Origin of the sequence: Bacillus sp. 165 (assembly GCF_017742235.1) — a bacterium.
In the GTDB taxonomy this organism is placed as follows: Bacteria; Bacillota; Bacilli; order Bacillales; family Bacillaceae_G; genus JAGHKQ01.
Map to the genome: position 1 here is coordinate 22,446 of NZ_JAGHKQ010000020.1, position 20,869 is coordinate 43,314.

The window sequence follows — 20,869 nt, forward strand, 5'->3', positions numbered from 1 at the left end:
TCGTTCGTCACATTGATTTATTACTACAAAAGCCTATATCCATAGCTTTTTCATTTTACATTAAAGATAGGGATAAGAAAAAAGAACACATCCCTAGTATGAGGTGTGTTCCCGTTCTTTATGCTCCTGGGGCGTTCGTTTCATCAAACCGTCTTTCCAAATTCACGAACTTGTTATACTCTTTTACAAAGGCTAACTCCACTGAACCAACCGGGCCATTACGCTGCTTAGCGATGATAATTTCAATAATGTTTTTATTTTCAGTTTCACGGTCATAATAATCCTCACGATATAAGAATGCAACAATATCTGCATCCTGCTCAATACTTCCTGATTCACGAATATCAGACATCATTGGCCGCTTATCCTGTCTTGATTCTACTCCCCGTGATAACTGAGACAAAGCAATAACAGGTACCTGTAATTCACGAGCTAACCCTTTCAAGGAACGTGAAATTTCCGACACTTCCTGCTGACGATTTTCTCCTGATTTTCCATTTCCTTGTATAAGCTGCAAGTAATCAATAAGAATCATACCTAAACCGTTCTCTTGTTTTAGTCGACGGCACTTAGCACGGATTTCCCCAACACGTATACCCGGTGTATCATCAATATAAATCCCTGCATTAGAGAGACTTCCCATTGCCATTGTCAGCTTGCCCCAATCCTCTGAGGTCAAAGATCCTGTACGAAGGCGTTGTGCATCAATATTTCCCTCAGCGCATAACATACGCATAACAAGTTGATCCGCCCCCATCTCCAGGCTGAAAATAGCAACATTTTCATCTGTTTTGGTCGCTACATTTTGAGCAATATTCAAAGCAAATGCTGTTTTCCCCACTGAGGGACGAGCAGCGACAATAATGAGATCATTGCGCTGAAATCCTGCCGTCATACGGTCAAGCTCTGTAAAGCCTGTTGGAATCCCGGTTATATCTCCTTTTCGATTATGAAGAAGTTCAATTTTATCGTATGTTACTACAAGTACATCTTTAATATTTTGAAAAGCACCTGCATTTTTCCGCTGTGATACTTCTAGTACTTTCTTTTCTGCTTCGTTCAATAATCCCGCTACATCATCTTCACGTGTATACCCATCTGAAGCTATAGATGTTGCTGTTCGGATTAAACGACGAAGAATAGACTTTTCCTCTACTATTTTCGCATAGTACTCCACGTTTGCGGCAGTAGGAACCGAACTTGCTAAATCATTTAAATAAGAAACACCGCCAATTTCTTCTAATAGATCCTGATTAGCAAGCTCTGAAGTTACAGTAATCAGATCTAAAGGCTCTCCTTTATCAGCGAGAGCCAGCATAACTTGAAAAATCTTTTGGTGTGCCGCTCGATAAAAGTCTTCCGATATAAGTACTTCTGAAGCAACTGTTAATGCTTCCTGTTCAATGAAAACAGCTCCTAAAACTGCTTGCTCAGCCTCTATATTCTGCGGAGGGGTGCGATCAGCGAATATGTCACTCATGTCCCGTTCCTCCTTTTTCATACAATCCTATTTATCTGTAACGTGTACTTTTAGCGTAGCTGTTACCTCTGAATGCAATTTAATCGTTACATTAGTATAACCTAGTGCGCGAATTGCATCTGCCATTTCAAATTTACGCTTATCGATTTTAATACCATGCTTCTTCTGCAGCTCATCAGCAATTTGCTTACTTGTAATCGAACCGAACAGACGGCCGCCCTCTCCTGATTTTGCATGCACCTCTACTGTTAGTGCTTCTATTGTTTCTTTTAGCTTTTTCATATTTGCTAACTCTTCAGCTGCATCTTTGTCTTCTTTTTTCTTTTTTGCTTCTAGTGTTTTCACATTAGCATTATTTGCTTCAACCGCTAATCCTTGCTTCAATAAAAAGTTATGTGCATAACCATCTGCAACATTTTTTACTTCTCCTTTTTTCCCCTTGCCTTTTACATCTTTTAAGAAAATTACTTTCATGATTCCGAACTCCCCTCTAAATACTCATCTAATATTAATTTTAATTGTTTTTCTGCTTCAGTCATTGATGTATTGAAAAGCTGAGTAGCTGCATTCGTCAAATGTCCGCCGCCTCCCAATTTTTCCATAATAATTTGCACATTAACCTCACCAAGAGAACGTCCGCTAATTCCTAGCGTATTCTCACTTTTGGATGCTATAACAAATGAAGCAAATACCCCTGTCATTGTTAGGAGGGTATCAGCAGCTTGAGCAATGGAGACTTGATCATACATTTTATCCTCATTCGCCTTTGCAATAGCAATTCCATTTTTATAAATGTACGCATTTCCAATGATTTTTGCAATGTTTAAGTAATGCTGCATATCCTCTTTCAAGAGCTTTTGTACAAGTACAGTATCCGCTCCATGTGAACGTAAATAAGATGCTGCATCAAACGTGCGTGCTCCTGTGCGGAACGTAAAGCTTTTCGTATCTACAATAATTCCGGCTAATAAAGCTGTCGATTCAAGCATATTCATTTTCAGACGCTTCGGTTGGTATTCTAACAATTCTGTTACAAGCTCTGCAGTAGATGACGCATATGGCTCCATATAGACAAGAAGAGGATCATCAATAAACTCTTCACCTCTTCGATGGTGATCAATTACTACAACATTTTCTATCTGATGAAGCAACCGCTCTTCAATAACCATAGAGGGCTTATGCGTATCTACAATCACAAGTAAAGATTCATCTGTAGCAAACTCCATTGCTTGTTCTGAACTGATAAAACGCGCCCAAAGATCGGGATAATTCTTAATTTCTTCAATCAATCTTTTAACACCTTTATCTAATTCATTTTCATTTAAAACAATATAACCCTCTTTTTCATTTAACTCAGCGACTTTTAAAATACCGATTGCTGCTCCTATAGCATCCATATCAGGTAACCTATGCCCCATAATAATCACGTTACTGCTTTCAAGAACAAGATCTTTTAATGCGTGTGAAATCACACGTGCTCGTACCCTTGTACGTTTTTCTACAGGGTTAGTCTTACCGCCATAAAACTTCACTTTGCCTGTTACTTGCTTAATAGCTACTTGATCGCCACCTCGTCCTAATGCTAAATCTAATCCTGACTGCGCCATAGCTCCAAGCTCAGGCAACGTTCGAGATCCTGATCCCACCCCTATACTAAGAGTTAAAGGAATATTTCGTTTCGCCGTTTCTTCACGAACCTGATCTAAAATTTCAAACTTTCCTTTTTCCAAATGAGCTAAAATACTTTCATTTAATACTGCTATGAAACGTTCTGAAGATGCACGCTTTAAGTAAACCCCATGCTTCACAGCCCAATCATTCAGTATAGATATAACAAGACTAGTAAGATTCGTTCTCGGTTGATCGTCTAAACTCTGTGTTACTTCATCATAATTATCTAAATAAATAATTGCTAGCACGGTCCGCTGATCTTCATACATCTTTTCAATTTGTGTTTGTTCCGTCACGTCAAAAAAGTAAATAAGCTTTTCCTCTCTACGAACTACAACTTTAAACTTTCTCTTATTTAAAGCGATTACATCTATGTCTATCTCCTGCTTCACAAACAACAGCAAGGTTTCAGATAAATCATATAAATTCCAACCGGAGAGCGTAGGATACCCTACACATGAAGCTAAGTAGGGATTAGCCCAATCTATACCAAGTTCCTTATTATACAATAAAATCCCTATAGGCATTTGGTTTAGTGCTTCATTACTTACTTTCTTGACTCTTGTAATCATGTCTGAAGTATATTCTTCAAGATTTTCCCGGAAGGTAATTTCCAGTTTAATAATAAAAAACAAAATAGTACAGAACGTAAAAAAAGCTACAATTCCTGCAAACCAATGATAATAACTTAAAGTCGTTATGAGGACAAGAGTCAAGAAAACTAATGAATAGACAGGATATAGAAACTTTGGTTTCTTATAAAACTCAGGCATACGGTCACCTCCTATAACGAAACTCGATTGATGCTCAAACGGTGCGCAGCTGCTTTTAAATATGAGAGACTCGCTTGCAAAAAACGCCTTATATCAAGACATTACATCTAATTATTTATGTTTTATCTACTTTTTGACGCAATGAAAAGCCTAAATCAATTATACCTAAGAAACTGATAATATAAAATAAATTCGGTATAAACAATCCAAACACAAATAGGAAAAGAGGAATAGCCTTACCATATCCCTTTTTATGGGCAAAAAAAGAAATGAACGCGAACCCTTGTACTGTCATAAGAGTTGAAAAAATATAGCTTAGATTTAACAGTACAAGATACAGATATGACCCTTTCTCCACCTGAATAAACATGACACATATTAGAACAATAATGTAATACCATAATATATTCTTTGGAAGCTGAAAAAGACGAAATGGAGCCCATGGTTGAACTTTATAATTTAATCTTTTTAATACAGGGACAGCCATTAAATCTGTAAATAAAGCATACATAAAAGCAGTTATAACAAGCAATGTCGGGATTATATAAGGAATTATCTTGACCGAGCCTTTCAACTTTTGAAGATTCTCCTGATTTATATCCATTCCTGTCGATTTTGCAATTTGTTCTGTTTGACTAATTGCTCCGAGTAACATATCCTGCAAATTTACAATAAGATTAGATTCTAAAAACTTAACTGTTATACTATAAAAAATAACTATACTTACAATATATATAACAGTCCCTGCTAATAGAGTTTCCCATTTCTTTCTGCCTTGTTGATAAAACGTACCTATCACAATTCCACTAAGACCAAAAGTCAAACTCAAAGCAATCGTAAAAATAGAGCTGATAAGCATAGTTATTACACATGCAGCCAAAAGTAATAAAAGGGCATACTTAGACCCAAAGCGCATTGTATATAGAATAAAAGGAAGTGGTAATGCAAACATAAGTATGGTCCCAATGAATGGTATGTATAAAGTAATAAGCAAAAGCAAACTAAAGATAGCTAGCAGTACAGCACCCTCAGTAATCATTCTTGTATTTTTCATCTCTATACCTCATAGTTTTCTTTCGTTATTTATTGTTACCGCATTTTTATAATGCAAAACTTACCCCATTAGAATTTCACTTTTCTCATGCTTAAACTTCTGAATTTTTCTCAAGGAGAATTCTTATGTAAAGTAAAATTCAAGAAAGCTTGTGAGGTGATAAAAAGTAGAACAAATAGCAAAATGCACAGTAGATATCTACTGTGCATTAAAAGAATTATTCTGCAACGTATGGTAAAAGTGCCATTTGACGAGCACGTTTAATTGCAATTGTAAGTTTACGTTGGTATTTTGCGCTTGTACCAGTCACACGACGAGGTAAAATCTTACCGCGCTCAGAAATAAAACGCTTTAGAAGATCTACATCTTTGTAGTCGATGTTAGTGATACCGTTAGCAGTAAAGAAACATACTTTACGACGTTTTGCACGTCCACCTTTGCGTCCACCAGCCATTGTCAATTCCCTCCATTCTCTTTAAAAATATCCGATCTATCCATTAAAACGGCAAGTCATCATCTGAAATATCAATCGGCTGACCAACATTTGCAAATGGATCGTCGTTTCGATTAGCCCCTTGTTTATTTGAAGAACCAAACGGGCTATTTTGAGCCTGGTCACCGTAACCAAACCCTGAAGGTTGAGATTGAGGGTTAAAAGAACCACGTTGTTCGTTGTTGTTTCCTCTGGACTCTAAGAACTGTACGCTTTCAGCAACTACTTCTGTTACATATACACGTTTCCCATCTTGTCCCTCATAATTACGAGTTTGAAGACGACCATCTACGCCTGCCAAGCTGCCTTTTTTCAGATAGTTTGCTACGTTTTCAGCCGGTTTGCGCCATACGACGCAATTAATGAAATCAGCTTCGCGTTCGCCTTGCTGATTCGTAAATGCGCGGTTCACAGCTAATGTGAATGTAGCAACTGCTGCACCGCCTGGTGTATAACGTAATTCCGGGTCTTTTGTGAGACGACCTACGAGTAAAACGCGATTCATCAACCGAACCACTCTCCCTCAATATATATCTAAATTCTTATTCTGCTTCTTTAACTACGATATGACGAATGATATCTTCGCTGATTTTCGCTAAACGATCGAATTCTTGTACCGCTTCTGAGTTAGAATTTACGTTTAAAAGCATGTAGATACCATCACGTAAGTCGTTGATTTCGTAAGCTAAACGACGCTTACCCCACTCTTTCGTGTTTGTAACTTCCGCACCGTTTTCAGTTAACACGTTGTTGAAGCGCTCAACTAATGCTTTTTGAGCCTCTTCCTCCATGTTTGGGCGGATGATATACATAATTTCGTATTTTTTCATCACTGTCACCTCCTTTTGGACTAAACGGCCCATAATGGGCAAGGAGCAATTATTCTAATTACTCACGAGTTTAGATTATATCATAGTCCATTAAATCAAGCAACTCATCGATAAAATAAAAAACTTGGCAAATACTCAAAGTAATGCCAAGTAATTCTTTTACATAAAAAATTGAAAATATTATACATTAAAGCGGAAGTGCATTACGTCGCCATCTTGCACAATGTATTCTTTACCTTCAAGTCTTACTTTACCTGCTTCTTTAGCTGCTGTCATAGATCCGTAATGAATAAGGTCATCATAAGATACTGTTTCCGCACGAATAAAGCCACGTTCAAAATCAGAGTGAATCACACCTGCACACTGAGGAGCTTTCATCCCTTTTCGGAATGTCCACGCACGTACTTCTTGTACACCTGCAGTAAAGTACGTAGCTAATCCTAATAAGCTGTATGCTGCACGTATAAGCTGATCTAAACCAGATTCCTGAATTCCAAGCTCCTGCAAGAACACTTTCTTTTCCTCATCATCTAATTCAGAAATTTCCTCTTCAATTCTTGCACATACAACAATAACCTCTGCATTATCTCTTGCTGCAAATTCACGTACTGATTGTACAAACTCATTGCCTGACGGATCAATAATATCTTCTTCGCCTACATTAGCAACATAAAGCATCGGTTTTGTAGTAAGAAGGTGGAGGCCCTTTACAACTTTCAACTGTTCCTCCGTAAACTCTACTGTACGAGCTGGTTTTCCTTCTTCAAAAGCTTCTTTTAGCTTAACTAAAATTTCATGTTCGTAGGAAGCTTCCTTATCTTTTTGCTTTGCTAACTTGGCTACACGCTCAATACGTTTGTCAACAGACTCTAGGTCCGCTAAAATTAATTCCAAGTTAATTGTTTCAATATCAGAAATAGGATCTACCTTCCCAGAAACATGGGTAATATTTTCATCTTCAAAGCATCGCACAACTTGACAAATTGCATCTACTTGACGAATGTGAGACAAAAACTTATTTCCTAGCCCTTCACCTTTGCTTGCGCCTTTTACGATTCCAGCAATATCTGTAAATTCAAACGTTGTTGGTACTGTTTTTTTCGGTACTACAAGCTCTGTTAATTTATTCAAACGAGGGTCTGGAACTTCTACAATCCCTACGTTTGGATCAATAGTACAGAACGGATAGTTTGCAGACTCAGCTCCTGCCTGTGTAATTGCATTAAATAACGTTGATTTCCCTACGTTCGGTAAACCAACAATACCAGCCGTTAATGACATATATTATTCACTCCTATAGTCTCAATCTTTTCTCATTATAGTTAGTAACATCAGAAATGACAAGATAGGCTGTTCCATAACAACAAGCCGTACATCATATACGGCTTGTTAAGATTGATTTGTTTCCTCATGTTTTATCAATACTTTTTTTATCTTACGTTCAAATTCTCTTCGAGGAATTAAAACAGAGTGAGAGCACCCTTCACATTTGATACGAATATCCATTCCCATACGGATAATCTCCCATTGATTTATCCCGCAAGGATGCGGCTTTTTCATTTCCACAATATCATGTAAACCGTATTCTTTTGGTTCCATCGCTAAGCTCCTCTTCCTATTTAGTATTTTTCACATGCTCACGCGTCATATCTTGCATATCTGTCCTATTATAAAATACCATACGGGGATATGGAATTTCGATGCCCTGTTCATCCAACCGAAGCTTAATCTCTTTTCGAAGAGCTCTTGCCACAGCAAAATGCTGCATCGGCTTTACTTCACATACAACACGTAGTAAAACCTCTGATGCACCCAATGTCTGTACCCCTAATAACTCTGGTTGTTTTACCATTTGTTCATATCTCATAGGGAGTTCTTCCAGTAAATCCTCAATTACTCGCTCTGCGTAATCAATATCAGATTCATAAGCAATACCAACATCAACAATTGCAATACTGTTGTTTAACGAAAAGTTTGTTACTTCATTAATATTTCCATTTGGAATTATATGTAACTCACCAGTCCAACTTTTAATTTTTGTTGTGCGTAATCCAATCTCTTCAATAACCCCTTCAAATTGTCCTAGTCGTACATAATCCCCTACAGAAAATTGATCTTCTAACAAGATAAAAAAACCTGTTATCACATCCCGAACTAAGTTTTGAGCACCAAAGCCAACAGCCAAGCCTACCACACCAGCTCCAGCAAGTAATCCTTTTGTTTCAATTCCCAGCACGCCTAATATCATTACTATAACAACGAAAAAGACAATATATACTAATACATTTTGTAAAAGCTTTGCAACTGTAGCAGTGCGCCTTTCAGATATTTGCAGGGGCGACTTTGTATTCATTTTGAACGCATTTTGAATAATTACTTTTCCTCCACGAACTACAAGACTTGCTATGGCTACAATGAAAATAACCTTTAAAATCCCAATTCCTACACCTTTCCATAATTCTTCATTCAATAAGTAATCTATAAAATTTTCATATACCTGCCCAAACCAACTCATTGTAACCTACCTTTCCTTGTTTATATATAAAAAATCTACCCCCTATTTTAACAGAAATTCCTACTTTCTTATAAGGAATATGTCTAAAACTTTGTAGAATTGGAAACATTTTATAAAAAGGTATAATTTTTCTTAATATTTTATATAATCTTACTATTATGTCAAAGGATGGATGTTTGTGAATCTCGGTAACTTCCGTTTAAAATCCATGTTTGAAAAAGGAGAAGACCCAATCTTTTATGATGAAGATAACGCTTCTGAAAGACTGGCCCAATTGCTATTTTCCTACTTACCAGAGAATCCCCTCACACCTCTTGTCCTTGTTTGCATTGGAACTGACCGTTCTACTGGTGATGCTCTAGGACCATTGGTAGGTTCTAAGGTGGAAGAAAAGCACATTCATAACTTTGTGTTATATGGTACGCTAGATGAACCTGTTCATGCTTTGAACTTAGAGGAAACCATTGCACACATTTATAAACAACATCATAATCCTTTTGTAATTGCTATCGATGCTTGTCTTGGAAAAATGCAGGGAGTTGGATCTGTCATAATCGGAAAAGGTCCGAGTAAGCCTGGAGCAGCTATGAACAAAAAGCTGCCTTCAGTAGGTAATATGCATATCCATGGAATTGTTAATATCCATGGCTTTATGGAGTTTTTTGTGTTGCAAAATACTAGATTGAATCTCGTGATGAAAATGGCTGACTCCATTGCTAATAGTATTATAAAAGTTGATCGATACATCACTTATAAAAAAGAAAATCATCACTCATCAATTTTATAAAAAAGATACAGATCACTTTTTTACAGATTAAGCAATGTCCTACTTAGTTGTAATCGTAGTGTAATAACAAAACATGCAGTATGTTTAAATTTTTATATTTCTTTTAACTGAAAAAACCATCCAGTAGGATGGTTTATTTTTCTTGACCTGCTAAAATATCGAGAATTCGTTGTAAATCGTCTTCATTAAAAAACTTAATTTCAATTTTCCCTTTATTATTTGTTTCTTTAATTGTAACTGACGTACCGAAACGTTCTCGAAGCAATGATTCATGTTCCTCAAAGAAAACATTTGTTTCTTTTTTCTTTTTCTTTGTTTCACGTGAAACATTTTTATTTAATTGGTTTATCAGCTCTTCCAGCTGCCTTACATTCAAACCTTCTTTTTTCACACGTTCTACTACTCCAGACAACTTAGATTTATCTTTAAGAGATAAAAGTGTTCTTCCATGTCCTGGTGATAGAGTACCTTGAGAGATGAATTCCTGAATAAAGGGAGGGAGAGACAATAATCGAACATAGTTAGCAATATACGGACGGCTCTTACTTAATCGCTTTGCTAATTGTTCTTGTGTAAGTGTTAATTCATCCATCAACATTTGGTAAGCTAGAGCTTCTTCAATCGGATTTAAATCTTCACGCTGTAAATTTTCTAATAAAGCAAGCTCCATCATTTGCTGCTCAGTGAAATCCCTAATAACAGCTGGAATGGTTTCTAATTTAGCTTCTTTAGCAGCTCGATATCTACGTTCACCTGCTACAATTTCAAATCCTTTAATACTCTTTCTAACAATGATTGGTTGTAAGATACCATGTTCAAGAATAGAATCCTTTAGCTCTTGAATTGCGTCTGGTTGAAAATATTTGCGAGGCTGATATGGGTTGGGACGAAGCTGACTCAATTTAACTTCTTTAACCATTTCCTCTTGCTTCACTTCTAGATCTGGGAAGAACGCTTGAATTCCTCTTCCAAGTCCTTTAGCCACCAGCAATCACTTCCTTCGCTAAATCTAAATATACTTCTGCCCCCCTTGACTTAGCATCATACATAATAATAGGTTTTCCATGACTTGGTGCTTCGCTTAATCTAACATTTCGAGGGATAATAGTCCCATATACCTTATCTTTAAAATACTTTTTGACTTCGTCAATTACTTGCAGCCCTAAATTGGTGCGTGCATCTAACATCGTTAATAAAACACCTTGGATACTCAAATTTTTATTCAAATGTTTCTGTACAAGTCGTACTGTATTTAGAAGTTGACTTAGTCCTTCTAATGCGTAATATTCACATTGAACAGGTATAATAACTGAATCTGAAGCTGTCAAAGCATTAATTGTGAGCAGCCCTAGAGAAGGAGGACAGTCAATAAGGATGTAATCATAGTCTTCACGGATTGATTGTAAAGCCCGCTTAAGACGAATTTCACGGGAAATCGTAGGCACAAGCTCAATTTCAGCTCCTGCTAGCTGAATGGTTGCTGGTAATACATATAAATTTTCAGTTGTAGATGGCCTAATAATTGAAGAAATATCTTCATCTTCCACCAATACATTATAAACACATTGATCTAAATCTGACTTTTCAATACCTACTCCTGTTGTTGCATTTCCTTGTGCATCAATATCTACTAGTAATACTTTTTTCCCTAAATAGGCCAATCCTGCGCCTAAATTTACTGAAGTAGTTGTTTTTCCTACTCCACCTTTTTGGTTTGCAATTGAAATGATTTTTGCCATGGTGTCACCTACCTTTAAACTTTCTACCCTTTATATTCCTCAAACTATTGATACTTCTGCTTGTCTAAGGCGATTAAACCACTGTCAGAAATACAGCGGATATTTTTCTGAAAAAAGGCTTAACTCTTTCTTTATTGTATCATGAAATACAAAAATTTCACTTTTCAGTAATAAACTTCAAAACTTCTCTCGCAATATCCTGCCTATATAAATCAAAAATATTAAAAATCTGCTGTTGCCGCATAAAAAGACCTTTCCAAACGGATAAGGCCTTTCACAGCAAATACTTATTTCTTACTTTTTAGGAATTTTAATGGTTATTTGATAGTACTCCTCAAATTCTTCCTCACTAGAATCGACAGAGAGGCCACTTGCTGACACCATCTGCAAAGATTGGCGGATAGTATTCATCGCTATTCGCGAATCACGGCTTACCGCTTTTCGTTTTACTTTCGGTTTGACTGCTTGCTGTTCAATGAGTTTGAGCACACGTTCTTCGGTTTGTTTGACATTTAACTGGCGTTCAATAATATCTTGAAGTAATTTCATTTGCGCTTCGCGTTGTTTCAAAGGAATAAGAGCACGTGCATGCCTTTCTGTTATCTGCTTGTCTAGGAGTGCCTGCTTTATCTCATCTGGCAACTTTAAAAGACGAAGCTTATTAGCAACTGTTGATTGTCCTTTTCCTAATCGTTGAGCTAATGCTTCTTGTGTTAAATTATGTAATTCTAATAATTTTTGATATGCAATAGCTTCTTCAATTGCTGTTAATTCTTCTCTTTGCAAGTTTTCAATTAAAGCAACAGACGCTGTCTCCGTATCACTTAAATTTTTCACTATAGCAGGAATCATATCCCACCCTAATGAACTGACAGCTCGAAATCTTCTTTCCCCGGCAATAATTTCATACTGACCTTCCCCATACTTTCTCACAACAATAGGCTGAATAATTCCATGAGTACGAATCGTCAGTGCTAATTCTTCAATACGTTTTTCATCAAATACTGTCCTAGGTTGATAACGGTTGGGAATAATATGCGCAACTGGAATTTGTTTAATTTCTTCACGGCTTTCATCTTGCACAGCTATATTTGTTTCCTTTTCTCCAAAGCTAAAAAAGCGAGTAAACGTATTTTTCATTGCATTCCACCACCTTTTTTCTCTCGAACGCTCTATCTCAATGTTTCACATGAAACATTACGTGAATAAATCGATGTATAACTCCATCATAATTCCAATAAGAATTATTTTTCAATAGGCAATTTATTCGGAGTTCCAGGTTTACGAGGATACTTCTTTGGTGTTCTTCTCTTTTTTGCAACAAAAATAATATTGCGTTCACTTTCTTCAACAGGCAATTTAAAAGTAAAAATACTTTGTACTTCCCCTCCTAATACTTGTATAGCATGGGTCCCTTGTTCTAGCTCCTCTTCTGCCGCTGCACCTTTCATAGCTATAAATGTTCCTCCTACTTTGACAAGAGGAATACATAGCTCACTTAGAACAGACAAGCGCGCAACAGCCCTTGCCATAACAATATCAAATGATTCCCTAATTCCTTCTCTTTTTCCAAAGGTTTCAGCACGATCATGGTAAAATGCAACATTCTCAAGCTCTAATTCAGAAGCTAGCTGGTTCAAAAACGTAATACGCTTTTGAAGAGAGTCTACAATAGTAACTTTTAAGTTTGGAAAACAAATTTTTAAAGGAATACTTGGAAAGCCAGCTCCAGCTCCTACATCACAGATAGTTGCCGGCTTAGAAAAATCAAAGTGAAATGCTGCTGTTACAGAATCAAAAAAGTGTTTTAAGTACACTTCTTCCTTCTCTGTGATCGCAGTTAAATTCATTTTTTCATTCCATTCTACGAGAAGCTCAAAATATCGTTCAAATTGTGCTAACTGCTGTGAGGAGAGAATGATTCCCTCTGCCTCCAGCATAGCTTGAAATTTTTGTACGTTCATAAAATTTCCCCTATCTCTATTGGTTCGATACTTTTGCAATTTTTCCTTGTTCAATATAAACAAGTAAAATAGAAATATCTGCAGGATTGACTCCGGCAATACGAGATGCTTGCCCCATAGAAAGAGGGCGCACTTCTTTCAGCTTTTGTTTAGCTTCTGTAGCTAATCCATGGATAGCATCATAATCAATATCTGCCGGAATCTTCTTGCTTTCCATTTTCTTCATACGTTCTACTTGCTGCAATGATTTTTCGATGTATCCTTCATATTTAATTTGAATCTCTACTTGTTCCGCTACATCCTCAGCAATAGGTTCCTCACTTGGAATTAACAATTGAATATGTTTATATGTCATTTCGGTTCTTCTTAACAAATCCGTTGCCCGTATACCGTCCTTTAATTCACTGCCTCCTGCATTTCGGATAAGCTCTTGCACTTCAGACTTCGGCTTAATAATGATACTTGATAACCGCTCTTTTTCCTTCTCGATTTGCTGTTTCTTTTGTTGAAACTTTTCATAACGAGCTTCTTTTATAAGACCGATTTCATATCCAGTATCTGTTAGACGTAAATCAGCATTATCATGACGAAGAAGCAAACGATACTCGGCTCTAGATGTTAACAAACGATATGGTTCATTTGTGCCTTTCGTAACAAGATCATCTATTAACACACCAATATAAGCTTGTGAACGATCCAAAATGACCTCTTTTTTATTTAAAGCTCTACATGCTGCATTTATACCGGCCATTAACCCTTGTCCTGCTGCTTCTTCGTAGCCTGATGTACCATTGATTTGTCCAGCTGTATACAGATGTTGTATTTTCTTGGTTTCTAATGTTGCCCATAGTTGAGTTGGTACGATAGCATCATACTCGATTGCATAGCCGGTACGCATCATTTGCACGTTCTCTAAACCAGGGATAGTTTTTAATATTTCACGTTGAACATCTTCCGGTAAGCTTGTAGATAATCCTTGTACATATACTTCTTGGGTGTTCTTTCCTTCTGGTTCTAAGAAAATTTGATGTCTTGGTTTATCGTGGAAACGTACCACTTTGTCTTCAATAGACGGACAGTACCTTGGTCCTGTGCCTTTAATCATTCCAGAATACATAGCAGATCGATGTAAATTCTCATCTATAAGTCGATGCGTTTGCTCACTGGTGTATGTTAACCAACATGGAATTTGCTCTACAATGAACTCTGTCGTTTCATATGAGAACGCACGCGGTGTGTCATCTCCTGGTTGAATTTCTGTTTTGCTGTAATCAATAGAATGACTGTTAACACGTGGAGGCGTCCCTGTTTTAAAACGTACCAGCTCTAAACCAAGCTCCTCTAGATGTTCAGAAAGCTTCACAGCAGGTTGTTGATTGTTTGGACCACTCGAATATTTTAAGTTGCCAATAATAATCTCACCGCGTAAAAATGTTCCTGTCGTAATTACCACTGTTTTTGCGGTATATACCGCTCCTGTTTGTGTAATTACCCCTTTACATACTCCATCTTCAACGATAAGACGCTCCACCATTCCCTGCATCAATGTTAAATTTTCGGTATCTTCAATTGTCTTTTTCATTTCATGCTGATAAGCAAACTTATCGGCCTGGGCACGAAGCGCACGTACAGCAGGGCCTTTTCCCGTATTCAACATACGCATCTGAATATAAGTTTTATCAATATTACGGCCCATTTCCCCGCCCAAAGCATCTATTTCACGAACTACAATTCCTTTTGCGGGTCCTCCCACAGAAGGATTACAAGGCATAAATGCTACCATATCAAGATTAATGGTTAGCATTAAAGTTTTCGCTCCCATACGTGCAGCTGCAAGACCTGCTTCACATCCAGCATGTCCTGCACCAATAACAACTACATCATAAGAACCTGCATCATAGCCCATATCTGTTCCTCCTTTTTATTTTCCGAGGCAAAATTGAGAAAATAATTGATCGATTAAACTTTCATGTACAGTATCTCCAGTGATTTCCCCAAGTATTTCCCACGTTCTTGTTAAATCAATTTGCACCATGTCAATTGGCATTCCACTTTGGACAGCCTCAATAGCTTCATGAATTGTTTTTTCTGCCTGTACAAGCAATCCTATATGGCGAGCATTAGATATATATGTCATATCTGTAGATTCAATTGATCCTTCAAAAAACAATTCAGCGATAGCCGCTTCTAATTCATTTACTCCCTTTTCCTCGATGAGGGCAGTAGTGATGATCTTTGCATTTCCTGCCAGCTCTCTTACTCGATCCATCTCAATGTTTTGATTCAAGTCCGTTTTATTAACAATAACAATATAATCTTTTCCTTCTACTGCTTTAAAGAGATTTTCATCTCCTTCAGTCAACGATTCATTATAATTGAGAACCAATAATACTAAGTCTGCCTGCTGAAGCATTTCTTTAGAACGCTCTACTCCAATTTTCTCGACAATGTCTTCCGTTTCACGAATACCTGCTGTATCAATTAAACGGAGAGGGATCCCTCTTACATTGACATACTCTTCTATAACATCACGGGTTGTGCCTGCAATATCCGTAACAATAGCTTTCTTTTCTTGTGCAAGGCTATTTAGTAAAGAAGATTTACCCACGTTTGGACGACCAATAATAGCAGTGGCAATACCTTCCCGAAGTATCTTACCTTGTTGAGCAGTTTCTAAGAGTTTTCGAATTTCCTCTCTTACTTGAGTTGCTTTTTCAATTAGAATAGAATGTGTCATTTCTTCTACATCATCATATTCTGGATAGTCTATATTTACCTCAACATGAGCTAATGTTTCTAATAAGTCTTGACGGAGCCGTTGAATTAGCTTTGACAACCGCCCTTCCATTTGATTAATTGCAACATTCATTGCTCGATCTGTTTTGGCCCGAATTAAATCCATAACTGCTTCTGCTTGGGATAAATCAATTCGACCATTTAAAAATGCTCGCTTAGTAAATTCTCCTGGTTCAGCTAATCTTACACCTTCAGATAAAATTAACTGTAACACTTTATTTACAGAAACTAATCCCCCATGACAATTCACTTCTACTATATCCTCACGGGTGAAAGTCTTTGGTGCTCTCAATACAGATACCATCACTTCTTCTATTATTCGTCCCGTCTTTGGCTCCATAATGTGACCATAGTGAATAGTATGTGTAGGTACTTGTTCAAGATTCTTTCCTTTAAAAACACGATTTACTGTTTCGATTGCATTATCACCGCTTACCCTCACAATAGCAATTGCTCCCTCTCCTAAAGGAGTAGAGATTGCGGCAATAGTATCAAATTCCATTTTTGTCCACCTCACTTGAATCCCCAAGCTATTTATCTAAATATAGAATAATTTTCTGCCATCAAACTAATAGGATACCACAACCATACAATCTTAAAAAGAATAATAACTTATTTTATTATATCCTCAGCGTATATGGCATAAACTTATCCTCTGTGGATAAGTTTATGCCATATACGCTTATCCACAATTAAAATCATTAAAAAAAAGCCGATAATCACAGTCAGTGAATTATCAGCTTTTGTTCATTTGGGAGAAATTACCACGTGGCGATGTGGTTCTGCTCCTGCAGATGTTGTAGTAACAGAAGGATGCCCTGAAAGAATTTGGTGAATAATTTTTCTTTCAAAAGAAGGCATTGGTTCTAATGAAATTGGCTCTTTTGTTCTGCTCACTTGTCTAGAAAGCTTTTGGGCCAAAATCTCTAATGTTCCTTTTCGTTTTTCACGATAATTTTCAGCATCGATTACAACATTAATATAGTGTTTAGTATACTTATTCGCAACCAATTGTGCTAAGTATTGAAGAGAATTCAATGTTCCTCCCCTCTTTCCAATCAAAAGAGCTACCTTTTCACCAGAAAGAAGGTACGTCACATCTCGTCCTTTGTCTATCGTTTCAACTTTAATATCGACTTGCATTTCTTTAAAAATACTTTTTAAGTATAATTCTACTTCCTGCACAGGGTTTTTTCTTACCATAACTTCCACAATGGCAGGTCGATTTCCAATTAAACCCAGAAAACCCTTTTTTCCTTCCTCTACTACACGAATTTCAACTTCAGCTTTTGATTTTTGTAATTGACTCAATGCTGATTGAACTGCTTCTTCGACCGTTTGTCCTTTAGCAGTAATTATGTTCACTTGTTTGCCCCTCCTGCTTTTCCGGTAGCAGCTTTGATTTCAGGACCTTTAATAAAATATGTTTGTGCAATACTAAAAATGTTCCCGACTACCCAATAAAGTGATAAAGCTGCTGGGAAATTAATTGCAAATACAAGAATCATAATCGGCATAAGCCAAAGCATCATAGCCATTTGAGGGTTCTGTCCCGCAGATCCAACCATAGCAAGCTTTTGCTGAATAAATGTCGTAATACCGGCTATAATCGGTAAAATATAATACGGATCTTTTTCTCCTAAGTCGAACCATAAGAAGCTATGCTCCGCAATAGCTGTTGTACGCATGATAGCATGGTAAAAAGCAATTAGTATAGGCATTTGAATAAAAATCGGCAAACATCCTGCTAAGGGGTTTACCCCGTGTGTTTGATACAGCTGCATCATTTCTTGTTGTAATTTCTGCTGAGTTGCCTGGTCTTTTGATGCGTACTTTTCCCGAAGCTTCACCATTTCAGGTTGCAGTGCTTGCATTGCTTTTGTGCTTTTTGTCTGCTTGATCATTAAAGGTAACAAAGCAGACCGTATGATGAGTGTTACAATGACGATAGCTAGTCCATAATCTTGGCCAGATACATCTGCAAAAAATGTAATTAACCAAGAAAGCGGATATACAAAATATTGATTCCAGATACCCTTACTCTCTGGTGTAATCGGCTGATGTACTTGGCTGCAGCCACTAATAATTGCCATAAGCGCAATTAACATGACCAGTAAACCTATTTTCTTTTTCACAGCCTTTTCCTCCTTTTATATGTAACTGTACTGCTTATCCTAATCAATTGTTATTCCAGACCTCTTTAGCACATGTATTAAACTCTTTTTAAACTCTTCATACTCTAATTGCGTGCATGGCTTCCTTGCTATTATAACAAAATCTTTGTGAGAATCTATTTTATCTTTTAACTCCGTAAAAACTTGACGGATCATCCTTTTAATCAAATTTCTTGTCACAGCATTTCCGATTTTCTTGCTGACCGAAAGACCAATACGAAAATAAGGTTGATCTGGCTTATCAAGCCGATACAAAACAAATTGGCGATTAGCGCTCGATTTTCCTTTTTGAAACACAGCTTGAAATTCTTCATTTTTCTTTACACGATTCTTTTTCTTCATCCTTTTTAACACTCCTGTATTCCGCACGGAAACATTCGTACTGCTAGAAAAAAGACCACTGAACGTTCAGTGGCCTACGCAGATAATACTTTTCTTCCTTTACGACGACGAGCAGCTAAAACTTTGCGTCCGTTCTTTGTGCTCATACGGTTGCGGAAGCCATGTACCTTGCTGCGCTTACGTTTATTTGGTTGATACGTTCTTTTCATTCTATGACACCTCCCTGAGGAATAACTATTAAAGACAGTCCTATAAATTATAGTTAATTTACCTGCAAAATGTCAATGCTTCTTCATCAATTAATATTTCTATGCGTAAATCATTCATTTTTTTAATCCACATTTTTTCTAACAGATCTCTCTATAAATTGTGGACAATAAAAACATATTTCAACCAGTATCCACAGTATATTTTTTCACTTTCACACAGTATATCTATGTGTGGACAAGTTTGTTCCACACCTTATTATTTTTGTGGATAACCATTTTAAACTCATTGCTATTACCATCTTTTTTTGATATTATATTTTTGTTTTCACTTTTGGATAAATAGTTACTCCATATATTTTATCCACAGTTTGTGTATAACTTGTGGACATTTTTAAACAACTGTGCACAACTAGTTTTCCACAAATTATTTTTTTGTCGAAAACTTTCTATCACTTTTGATATAATAAAACAGCACTTTGAAGGTTTTTGTATGAATATGCACGAACTCTTTTTTTGATTATACAAAAGTTAAACAATGAATATAGACGTTGATTTTTATCAAGAAAATATCAAAATTAGACATATTTCCTTATTTTTTATTCTTTTGACTTTTTTAAAAAGGAGGGACATCATTGGAAAACATCACTGATTTATGGAACGGCGCCTTAAAAGAACTTGAAAAAAAGGTGAGTAAACCCAGTTATGAAACGTGGCTTAAATCTACAAAAGCACATTCCTTAAAAAAGGATGTATTAACGATTACCGCACCTAATGAATTTGCACGAGATTGGCTGGAGTCTCATTACTCAAGCTTAATTGCAGAAACTCTGCATCATCTTACAGGAGCAGAGCTTGATATACGTTTTATCATACCGCAAAGTCAATCCGAAGAAGAGTTTGACTATATGCCTGCAAAAAAGACAAAAATGATGAATGATGAGCCAAATCATTTTCCGCAAAGTATGCTAAATCAAAAATATATCTTTGATACATTTGTTATTGGATCTGGAAACCGCTTTGCTCACGCAGCATCTTTAGCGGTAGCGGAAGCTCCTGCGAAAGCTTATAATCCGTTATTCATATATGGAGGTGTAGGGTTAGGAAAAACTCACCTTATGCATGCAATCGGTCATTATGTAATTGAACATAATCCAAATGCGAAGGTTGTATACCTATCTTCTGAAAAGTTTACTAATGAATTTATTAACTCCATTCGCGATAATAAAGCAGTAGATTTTCGAAATAAATACCGGAATGTTGATGTACTTCTTATTGATGATATTCAATTTTTAGCAGGAAAAGAGCAAACGCAGGAAGAGTTTTTCCATACATTTAATGCTCTTCATGAAGAAAGTAAACAAATTGTTATCTCTAGTGATCGTCCTCCAAAAGAGATTCCAACACTGGAGGATCGCCTTCGTTCTCGTTTTGAATGGGGATTAATTACAGATATTACTCCTCCTGATTTAGAAACGCGGATTGCTATTTTACGTAAAAAAGCGAAGGCGGAGGGATTAGATATTCCTAATGAAGTCATGTTATATATCGCAAATCAAATTGACTCCAATATTCGGGAATTAGAAGGTGCTCTTATTCGTGTTGTTGCTTATTCATCTTTAATTAATAAAGATATTAATGCCGATTTAGCAGCAGAAGCATTAAAACACATTATTCCAAGTTCAAAGCCGCGTATTATTTCTATTCATGAAATCCAAAAGGCTGTTGGGCAAGTATACCAAGTTAAACTTGAAGATTTTAAAGCAAAAAAGCGGACAAAATCAGTAGCATTTCCGCGGCAAATCGCTATGTATTTATCGCGTGAGCTTACAGATTCGTCGCTCCCAAAGATTGGAGAAGAATTTGGAGGTCGCGATCATACTACTGTTATCCATGCACATGAAAAAATTTCAAATCTATTAAAAACGGACAACCAGCTTCAGAGGCAGATAGAAGACATCAATGAATTGTTAAAAGGCTAATAGAATAATGTGAATAACTTTCCTTATTTTGCACACAGTCTATCCACATGTTGATAGACTGTT

The 20,869-nt window shown here is 36.7% G+C and carries 22 protein-coding genes; 2 read left to right on the plus strand and 20 right to left on the minus strand.

Going from position 1 to position 20,869, the window contains the following annotated elements; all coding sequences use genetic code 11:
* Positions 1-118 precede the first annotated feature (118 nt).
* From dnaB to J7Q84_RS16990, 10 genes are all read right to left on the minus strand, one after another.
* Positions 119-1,480: a replicative DNA helicase gene (gene dnaB, locus J7Q84_RS16945; RefSeq protein ID WP_209096272.1), complete on the minus strand. Its 1,362-nt coding sequence runs from the start codon at positions 1,478-1,480 to the stop codon at positions 119-121.
* Between the two features lie 27 nt (positions 1,481-1,507).
* Complete coding sequence (gene rplI / locus J7Q84_RS16950; protein WP_209096274.1) at positions 1,508-1,954, minus strand: 50S ribosomal protein L9; 447 nt, start codon at positions 1,952-1,954, stop codon at positions 1,508-1,510.
* The gene (locus J7Q84_RS16955) at positions 1,951-3,924 is read right to left on the minus strand and encodes a DHH family phosphoesterase (RefSeq protein WP_209096276.1); all 1,974 of its coding nucleotides are present in this window, start codon (positions 3,922-3,924) and stop codon (positions 1,951-1,953) included. Before J7Q84_RS16955 ends, rplI begins: the two co-directional genes overlap by 4 nt.
* 115 nt (positions 3,925-4,039) lie before the next feature.
* Positions 4,040-4,978 carry a YybS family protein gene (locus J7Q84_RS16960; protein ID WP_209096277.1) on the minus strand — a complete coding sequence of 313 codons (939 nt, stop codon included), beginning with the start codon at positions 4,976-4,978 and terminating at the stop codon, positions 4,040-4,042.
* 217 nt (positions 4,979-5,195) lie between these two features.
* On the minus strand, positions 5,196-5,432 hold the full coding sequence (gene rpsR, locus J7Q84_RS16965; protein ID WP_209096278.1) for a 30S ribosomal protein S18: 237 nt from the start codon (positions 5,430-5,432) through the stop codon (positions 5,196-5,198).
* A gap of 43 nt (positions 5,433-5,475) precedes the next feature.
* On the minus strand, positions 5,476-5,979 hold the full coding sequence (ssb, locus tag J7Q84_RS16970; RefSeq protein WP_209096279.1) for a single-stranded DNA-binding protein: 504 nt from the start codon (positions 5,977-5,979) through the stop codon (positions 5,476-5,478).
* A 34-nt stretch (positions 5,980-6,013) separates the two neighbouring features.
* Positions 6,014-6,301, minus strand: a complete 288-nt coding sequence (rpsF, locus tag J7Q84_RS16975; RefSeq protein ID WP_209096280.1) for a 30S ribosomal protein S6 — start codon at positions 6,299-6,301, stop codon at positions 6,014-6,016.
* Positions 6,302-6,481: 180 nt separating this feature from the next.
* Positions 6,482-7,582, minus strand: coding sequence for a redox-regulated ATPase YchF (ychF, locus tag J7Q84_RS16980; RefSeq protein WP_209096289.1), 1,101 nt, complete (start codon positions 7,580-7,582; stop codon positions 6,482-6,484).
* A gap of 108 nt (positions 7,583-7,690) precedes the next feature.
* Positions 7,691-7,900, minus strand: coding sequence for a DUF951 domain-containing protein (locus J7Q84_RS16985; RefSeq protein ID WP_209096291.1), 210 nt, complete (start codon positions 7,898-7,900; stop codon positions 7,691-7,693).
* Positions 7,901-7,916: 16 nt separating this feature from the next.
* Positions 7,917-8,816: a mechanosensitive ion channel family protein gene (locus tag J7Q84_RS16990; RefSeq protein ID WP_209096293.1), complete on the minus strand. Its 900-nt coding sequence runs from the start codon at positions 8,814-8,816 to the stop codon at positions 7,917-7,919.
* Positions 8,817-8,994: 178 nt separating this feature from the next.
* On the opposite strand from J7Q84_RS16990, the gene yyaC reads away from it, so the two are divergent.
* On the plus strand, positions 8,995-9,603 hold the full coding sequence (gene yyaC, locus J7Q84_RS16995) for a spore protease YyaC (protein ID WP_209096295.1): 609 nt from the start codon (positions 8,995-8,997) through the stop codon (positions 9,601-9,603).
* A 133-nt stretch (positions 9,604-9,736) separates the two neighbouring features.
* Here yyaC and J7Q84_RS17000 read toward each other — a convergent pair whose 3' ends face one another.
* From J7Q84_RS17000 to rpmH, 10 genes are all read right to left on the minus strand, one after another.
* Positions 9,737-10,588: a ParB/RepB/Spo0J family partition protein gene (locus J7Q84_RS17000; protein ID WP_209096296.1), complete on the minus strand. Its 852-nt coding sequence runs from the start codon at positions 10,586-10,588 to the stop codon at positions 9,737-9,739.
* On the minus strand, positions 10,581-11,342 hold the full coding sequence (locus J7Q84_RS17005) for a ParA family protein (protein WP_209096297.1): 762 nt from the start codon (positions 11,340-11,342) through the stop codon (positions 10,581-10,583). Before J7Q84_RS17005 ends, J7Q84_RS17000 begins: the two co-directional genes overlap by 8 nt.
* A 294-nt stretch (positions 11,343-11,636) precedes the next feature.
* Positions 11,637-12,482, minus strand: a complete 846-nt coding sequence (gene noc / locus J7Q84_RS17010; protein ID WP_209096298.1) for a nucleoid occlusion protein — start codon at positions 12,480-12,482, stop codon at positions 11,637-11,639.
* A gap of 104 nt (positions 12,483-12,586) precedes the next feature.
* Positions 12,587-13,306: a 16S rRNA (guanine(527)-N(7))-methyltransferase RsmG gene (gene rsmG / locus J7Q84_RS17015; RefSeq protein ID WP_209096299.1), complete on the minus strand. Its 720-nt coding sequence runs from the start codon at positions 13,304-13,306 to the stop codon at positions 12,587-12,589.
* A gap of 16 nt (positions 13,307-13,322) precedes the next feature.
* Positions 13,323-15,212, minus strand: coding sequence for a tRNA uridine-5-carboxymethylaminomethyl(34) synthesis enzyme MnmG (gene mnmG, locus J7Q84_RS17020; protein ID WP_209096300.1), 1,890 nt, complete (start codon positions 15,210-15,212; stop codon positions 13,323-13,325).
* A 15-nt stretch (positions 15,213-15,227) separates the two neighbouring features.
* Positions 15,228-16,604, minus strand: coding sequence for a tRNA uridine-5-carboxymethylaminomethyl(34) synthesis GTPase MnmE (gene mnmE / locus J7Q84_RS17025; protein ID WP_209096301.1), 1,377 nt, complete (start codon positions 16,602-16,604; stop codon positions 15,228-15,230).
* Between the two features lie 245 nt (positions 16,605-16,849).
* The gene (jag, locus tag J7Q84_RS17030; protein WP_209096302.1) at positions 16,850-17,467 is read right to left on the minus strand and encodes an RNA-binding cell elongation regulator Jag/EloR; all 618 of its coding nucleotides are present in this window, start codon (positions 17,465-17,467) and stop codon (positions 16,850-16,852) included.
* Positions 17,464-18,237 (minus strand): YidC family membrane integrase SpoIIIJ, encoded by a 774-nt coding sequence (gene spoIIIJ / locus J7Q84_RS17035; RefSeq protein WP_209096303.1) that lies wholly within the window; start codon positions 18,235-18,237, stop codon positions 17,464-17,466. The genes jag and spoIIIJ overlap by 4 nt, the downstream gene beginning before the upstream one ends.
* 39 nt (positions 18,238-18,276) lie before the next feature.
* Positions 18,277-18,618, minus strand: coding sequence for a ribonuclease P protein component (gene rnpA / locus J7Q84_RS17040; RefSeq protein ID WP_209096305.1), 342 nt, complete (start codon positions 18,616-18,618; stop codon positions 18,277-18,279).
* 74 nt (positions 18,619-18,692) lie between these two features.
* Positions 18,693-18,827 (minus strand): 50S ribosomal protein L34, encoded by a 135-nt coding sequence (gene rpmH, locus J7Q84_RS17045; RefSeq protein ID WP_209096307.1) that lies wholly within the window; start codon positions 18,825-18,827, stop codon positions 18,693-18,695.
* 632 nt (positions 18,828-19,459) lie between these two features.
* On the opposite strand from rpmH, the gene dnaA reads away from it, so the two are divergent.
* Complete coding sequence (dnaA, locus tag J7Q84_RS17050) at positions 19,460-20,806, plus strand: chromosomal replication initiator protein DnaA (protein ID WP_209096309.1); 1,347 nt, start codon at positions 19,460-19,462, stop codon at positions 20,804-20,806.
* The last annotated feature ends 63 nt before the right edge of the window (positions 20,807-20,869 follow it).

Excerpts from the sequence above, each read along its gene's own strand:
- dnaB (WP_209096272.1), bottom strand. The coding sequence starts at position 1,480 with ATGAGTGACATATTCGCTGATCGCACCCCTCCGCAGAATATAGAGGCT.
- rplI (WP_209096274.1), bottom strand. The coding sequence starts at position 1,954 with ATGAAAGTAATTTTCTTAAAAGATGTAAAAGGCAAGGGGAAAAAAGGA.
- J7Q84_RS16955 (WP_209096276.1), bottom strand. The coding sequence starts at position 3,924 with ATGCCTGAGTTTTATAAGAAACCAAAGTTTCTATATCCTGTCTATTCA.
- J7Q84_RS16960 (WP_209096277.1), bottom strand. The coding sequence starts at position 4,978 with ATGAAAAATACAAGAATGATTACTGAGGGTGCTGTACTGCTAGCTATC.
- rpsR (WP_209096278.1), bottom strand. The coding sequence starts at position 5,432 with ATGGCTGGTGGACGCAAAGGTGGACGTGCAAAACGTCGTAAAGTATGT.
- rpsF (WP_209096280.1), bottom strand. The coding sequence starts at position 6,301 with ATGAAAAAATACGAAATTATGTATATCATCCGCCCAAACATGGAGGAA.
- ychF (WP_209096289.1), bottom strand. The coding sequence starts at position 7,582 with ATGTCATTAACGGCTGGTATTGTTGGTTTACCGAACGTAGGGAAATCA.
- J7Q84_RS16985 (WP_209096291.1), bottom strand. The coding sequence starts at position 7,900 with ATGGAACCAAAAGAATACGGTTTACATGATATTGTGGAAATGAAAAAG.
- J7Q84_RS16990 (WP_209096293.1), bottom strand. The coding sequence starts at position 8,816 with ATGAGTTGGTTTGGGCAGGTATATGAAAATTTTATAGATTACTTATTG.
- J7Q84_RS17005 (WP_209096297.1), bottom strand. The coding sequence starts at position 11,342 with ATGGCAAAAATCATTTCAATTGCAAACCAAAAAGGTGGAGTAGGAAAA.
- noc (WP_209096298.1), bottom strand. The coding sequence starts at position 12,482 with ATGAAAAATACGTTTACTCGCTTTTTTAGCTTTGGAGAAAAGGAAACA.
- rsmG (WP_209096299.1), bottom strand. The coding sequence starts at position 13,306 with ATGAACGTACAAAAATTTCAAGCTATGCTGGAGGCAGAGGGAATCATT.
- mnmG (WP_209096300.1), bottom strand. The coding sequence starts at position 15,212 with ATGGGCTATGATGCAGGTTCTTATGATGTAGTTGTTATTGGTGCAGGA.
- mnmE (WP_209096301.1), bottom strand. The coding sequence starts at position 16,604 with ATGGAATTTGATACTATTGCCGCAATCTCTACTCCTTTAGGAGAGGGA.
- rnpA (WP_209096305.1), bottom strand. The coding sequence starts at position 18,618 with ATGAAGAAAAAGAATCGTGTAAAGAAAAATGAAGAATTTCAAGCTGTG.
- rpmH (WP_209096307.1), bottom strand. The coding sequence starts at position 18,827 with ATGAAAAGAACGTATCAACCAAATAAACGTAAGCGCAGCAAGGTACAT.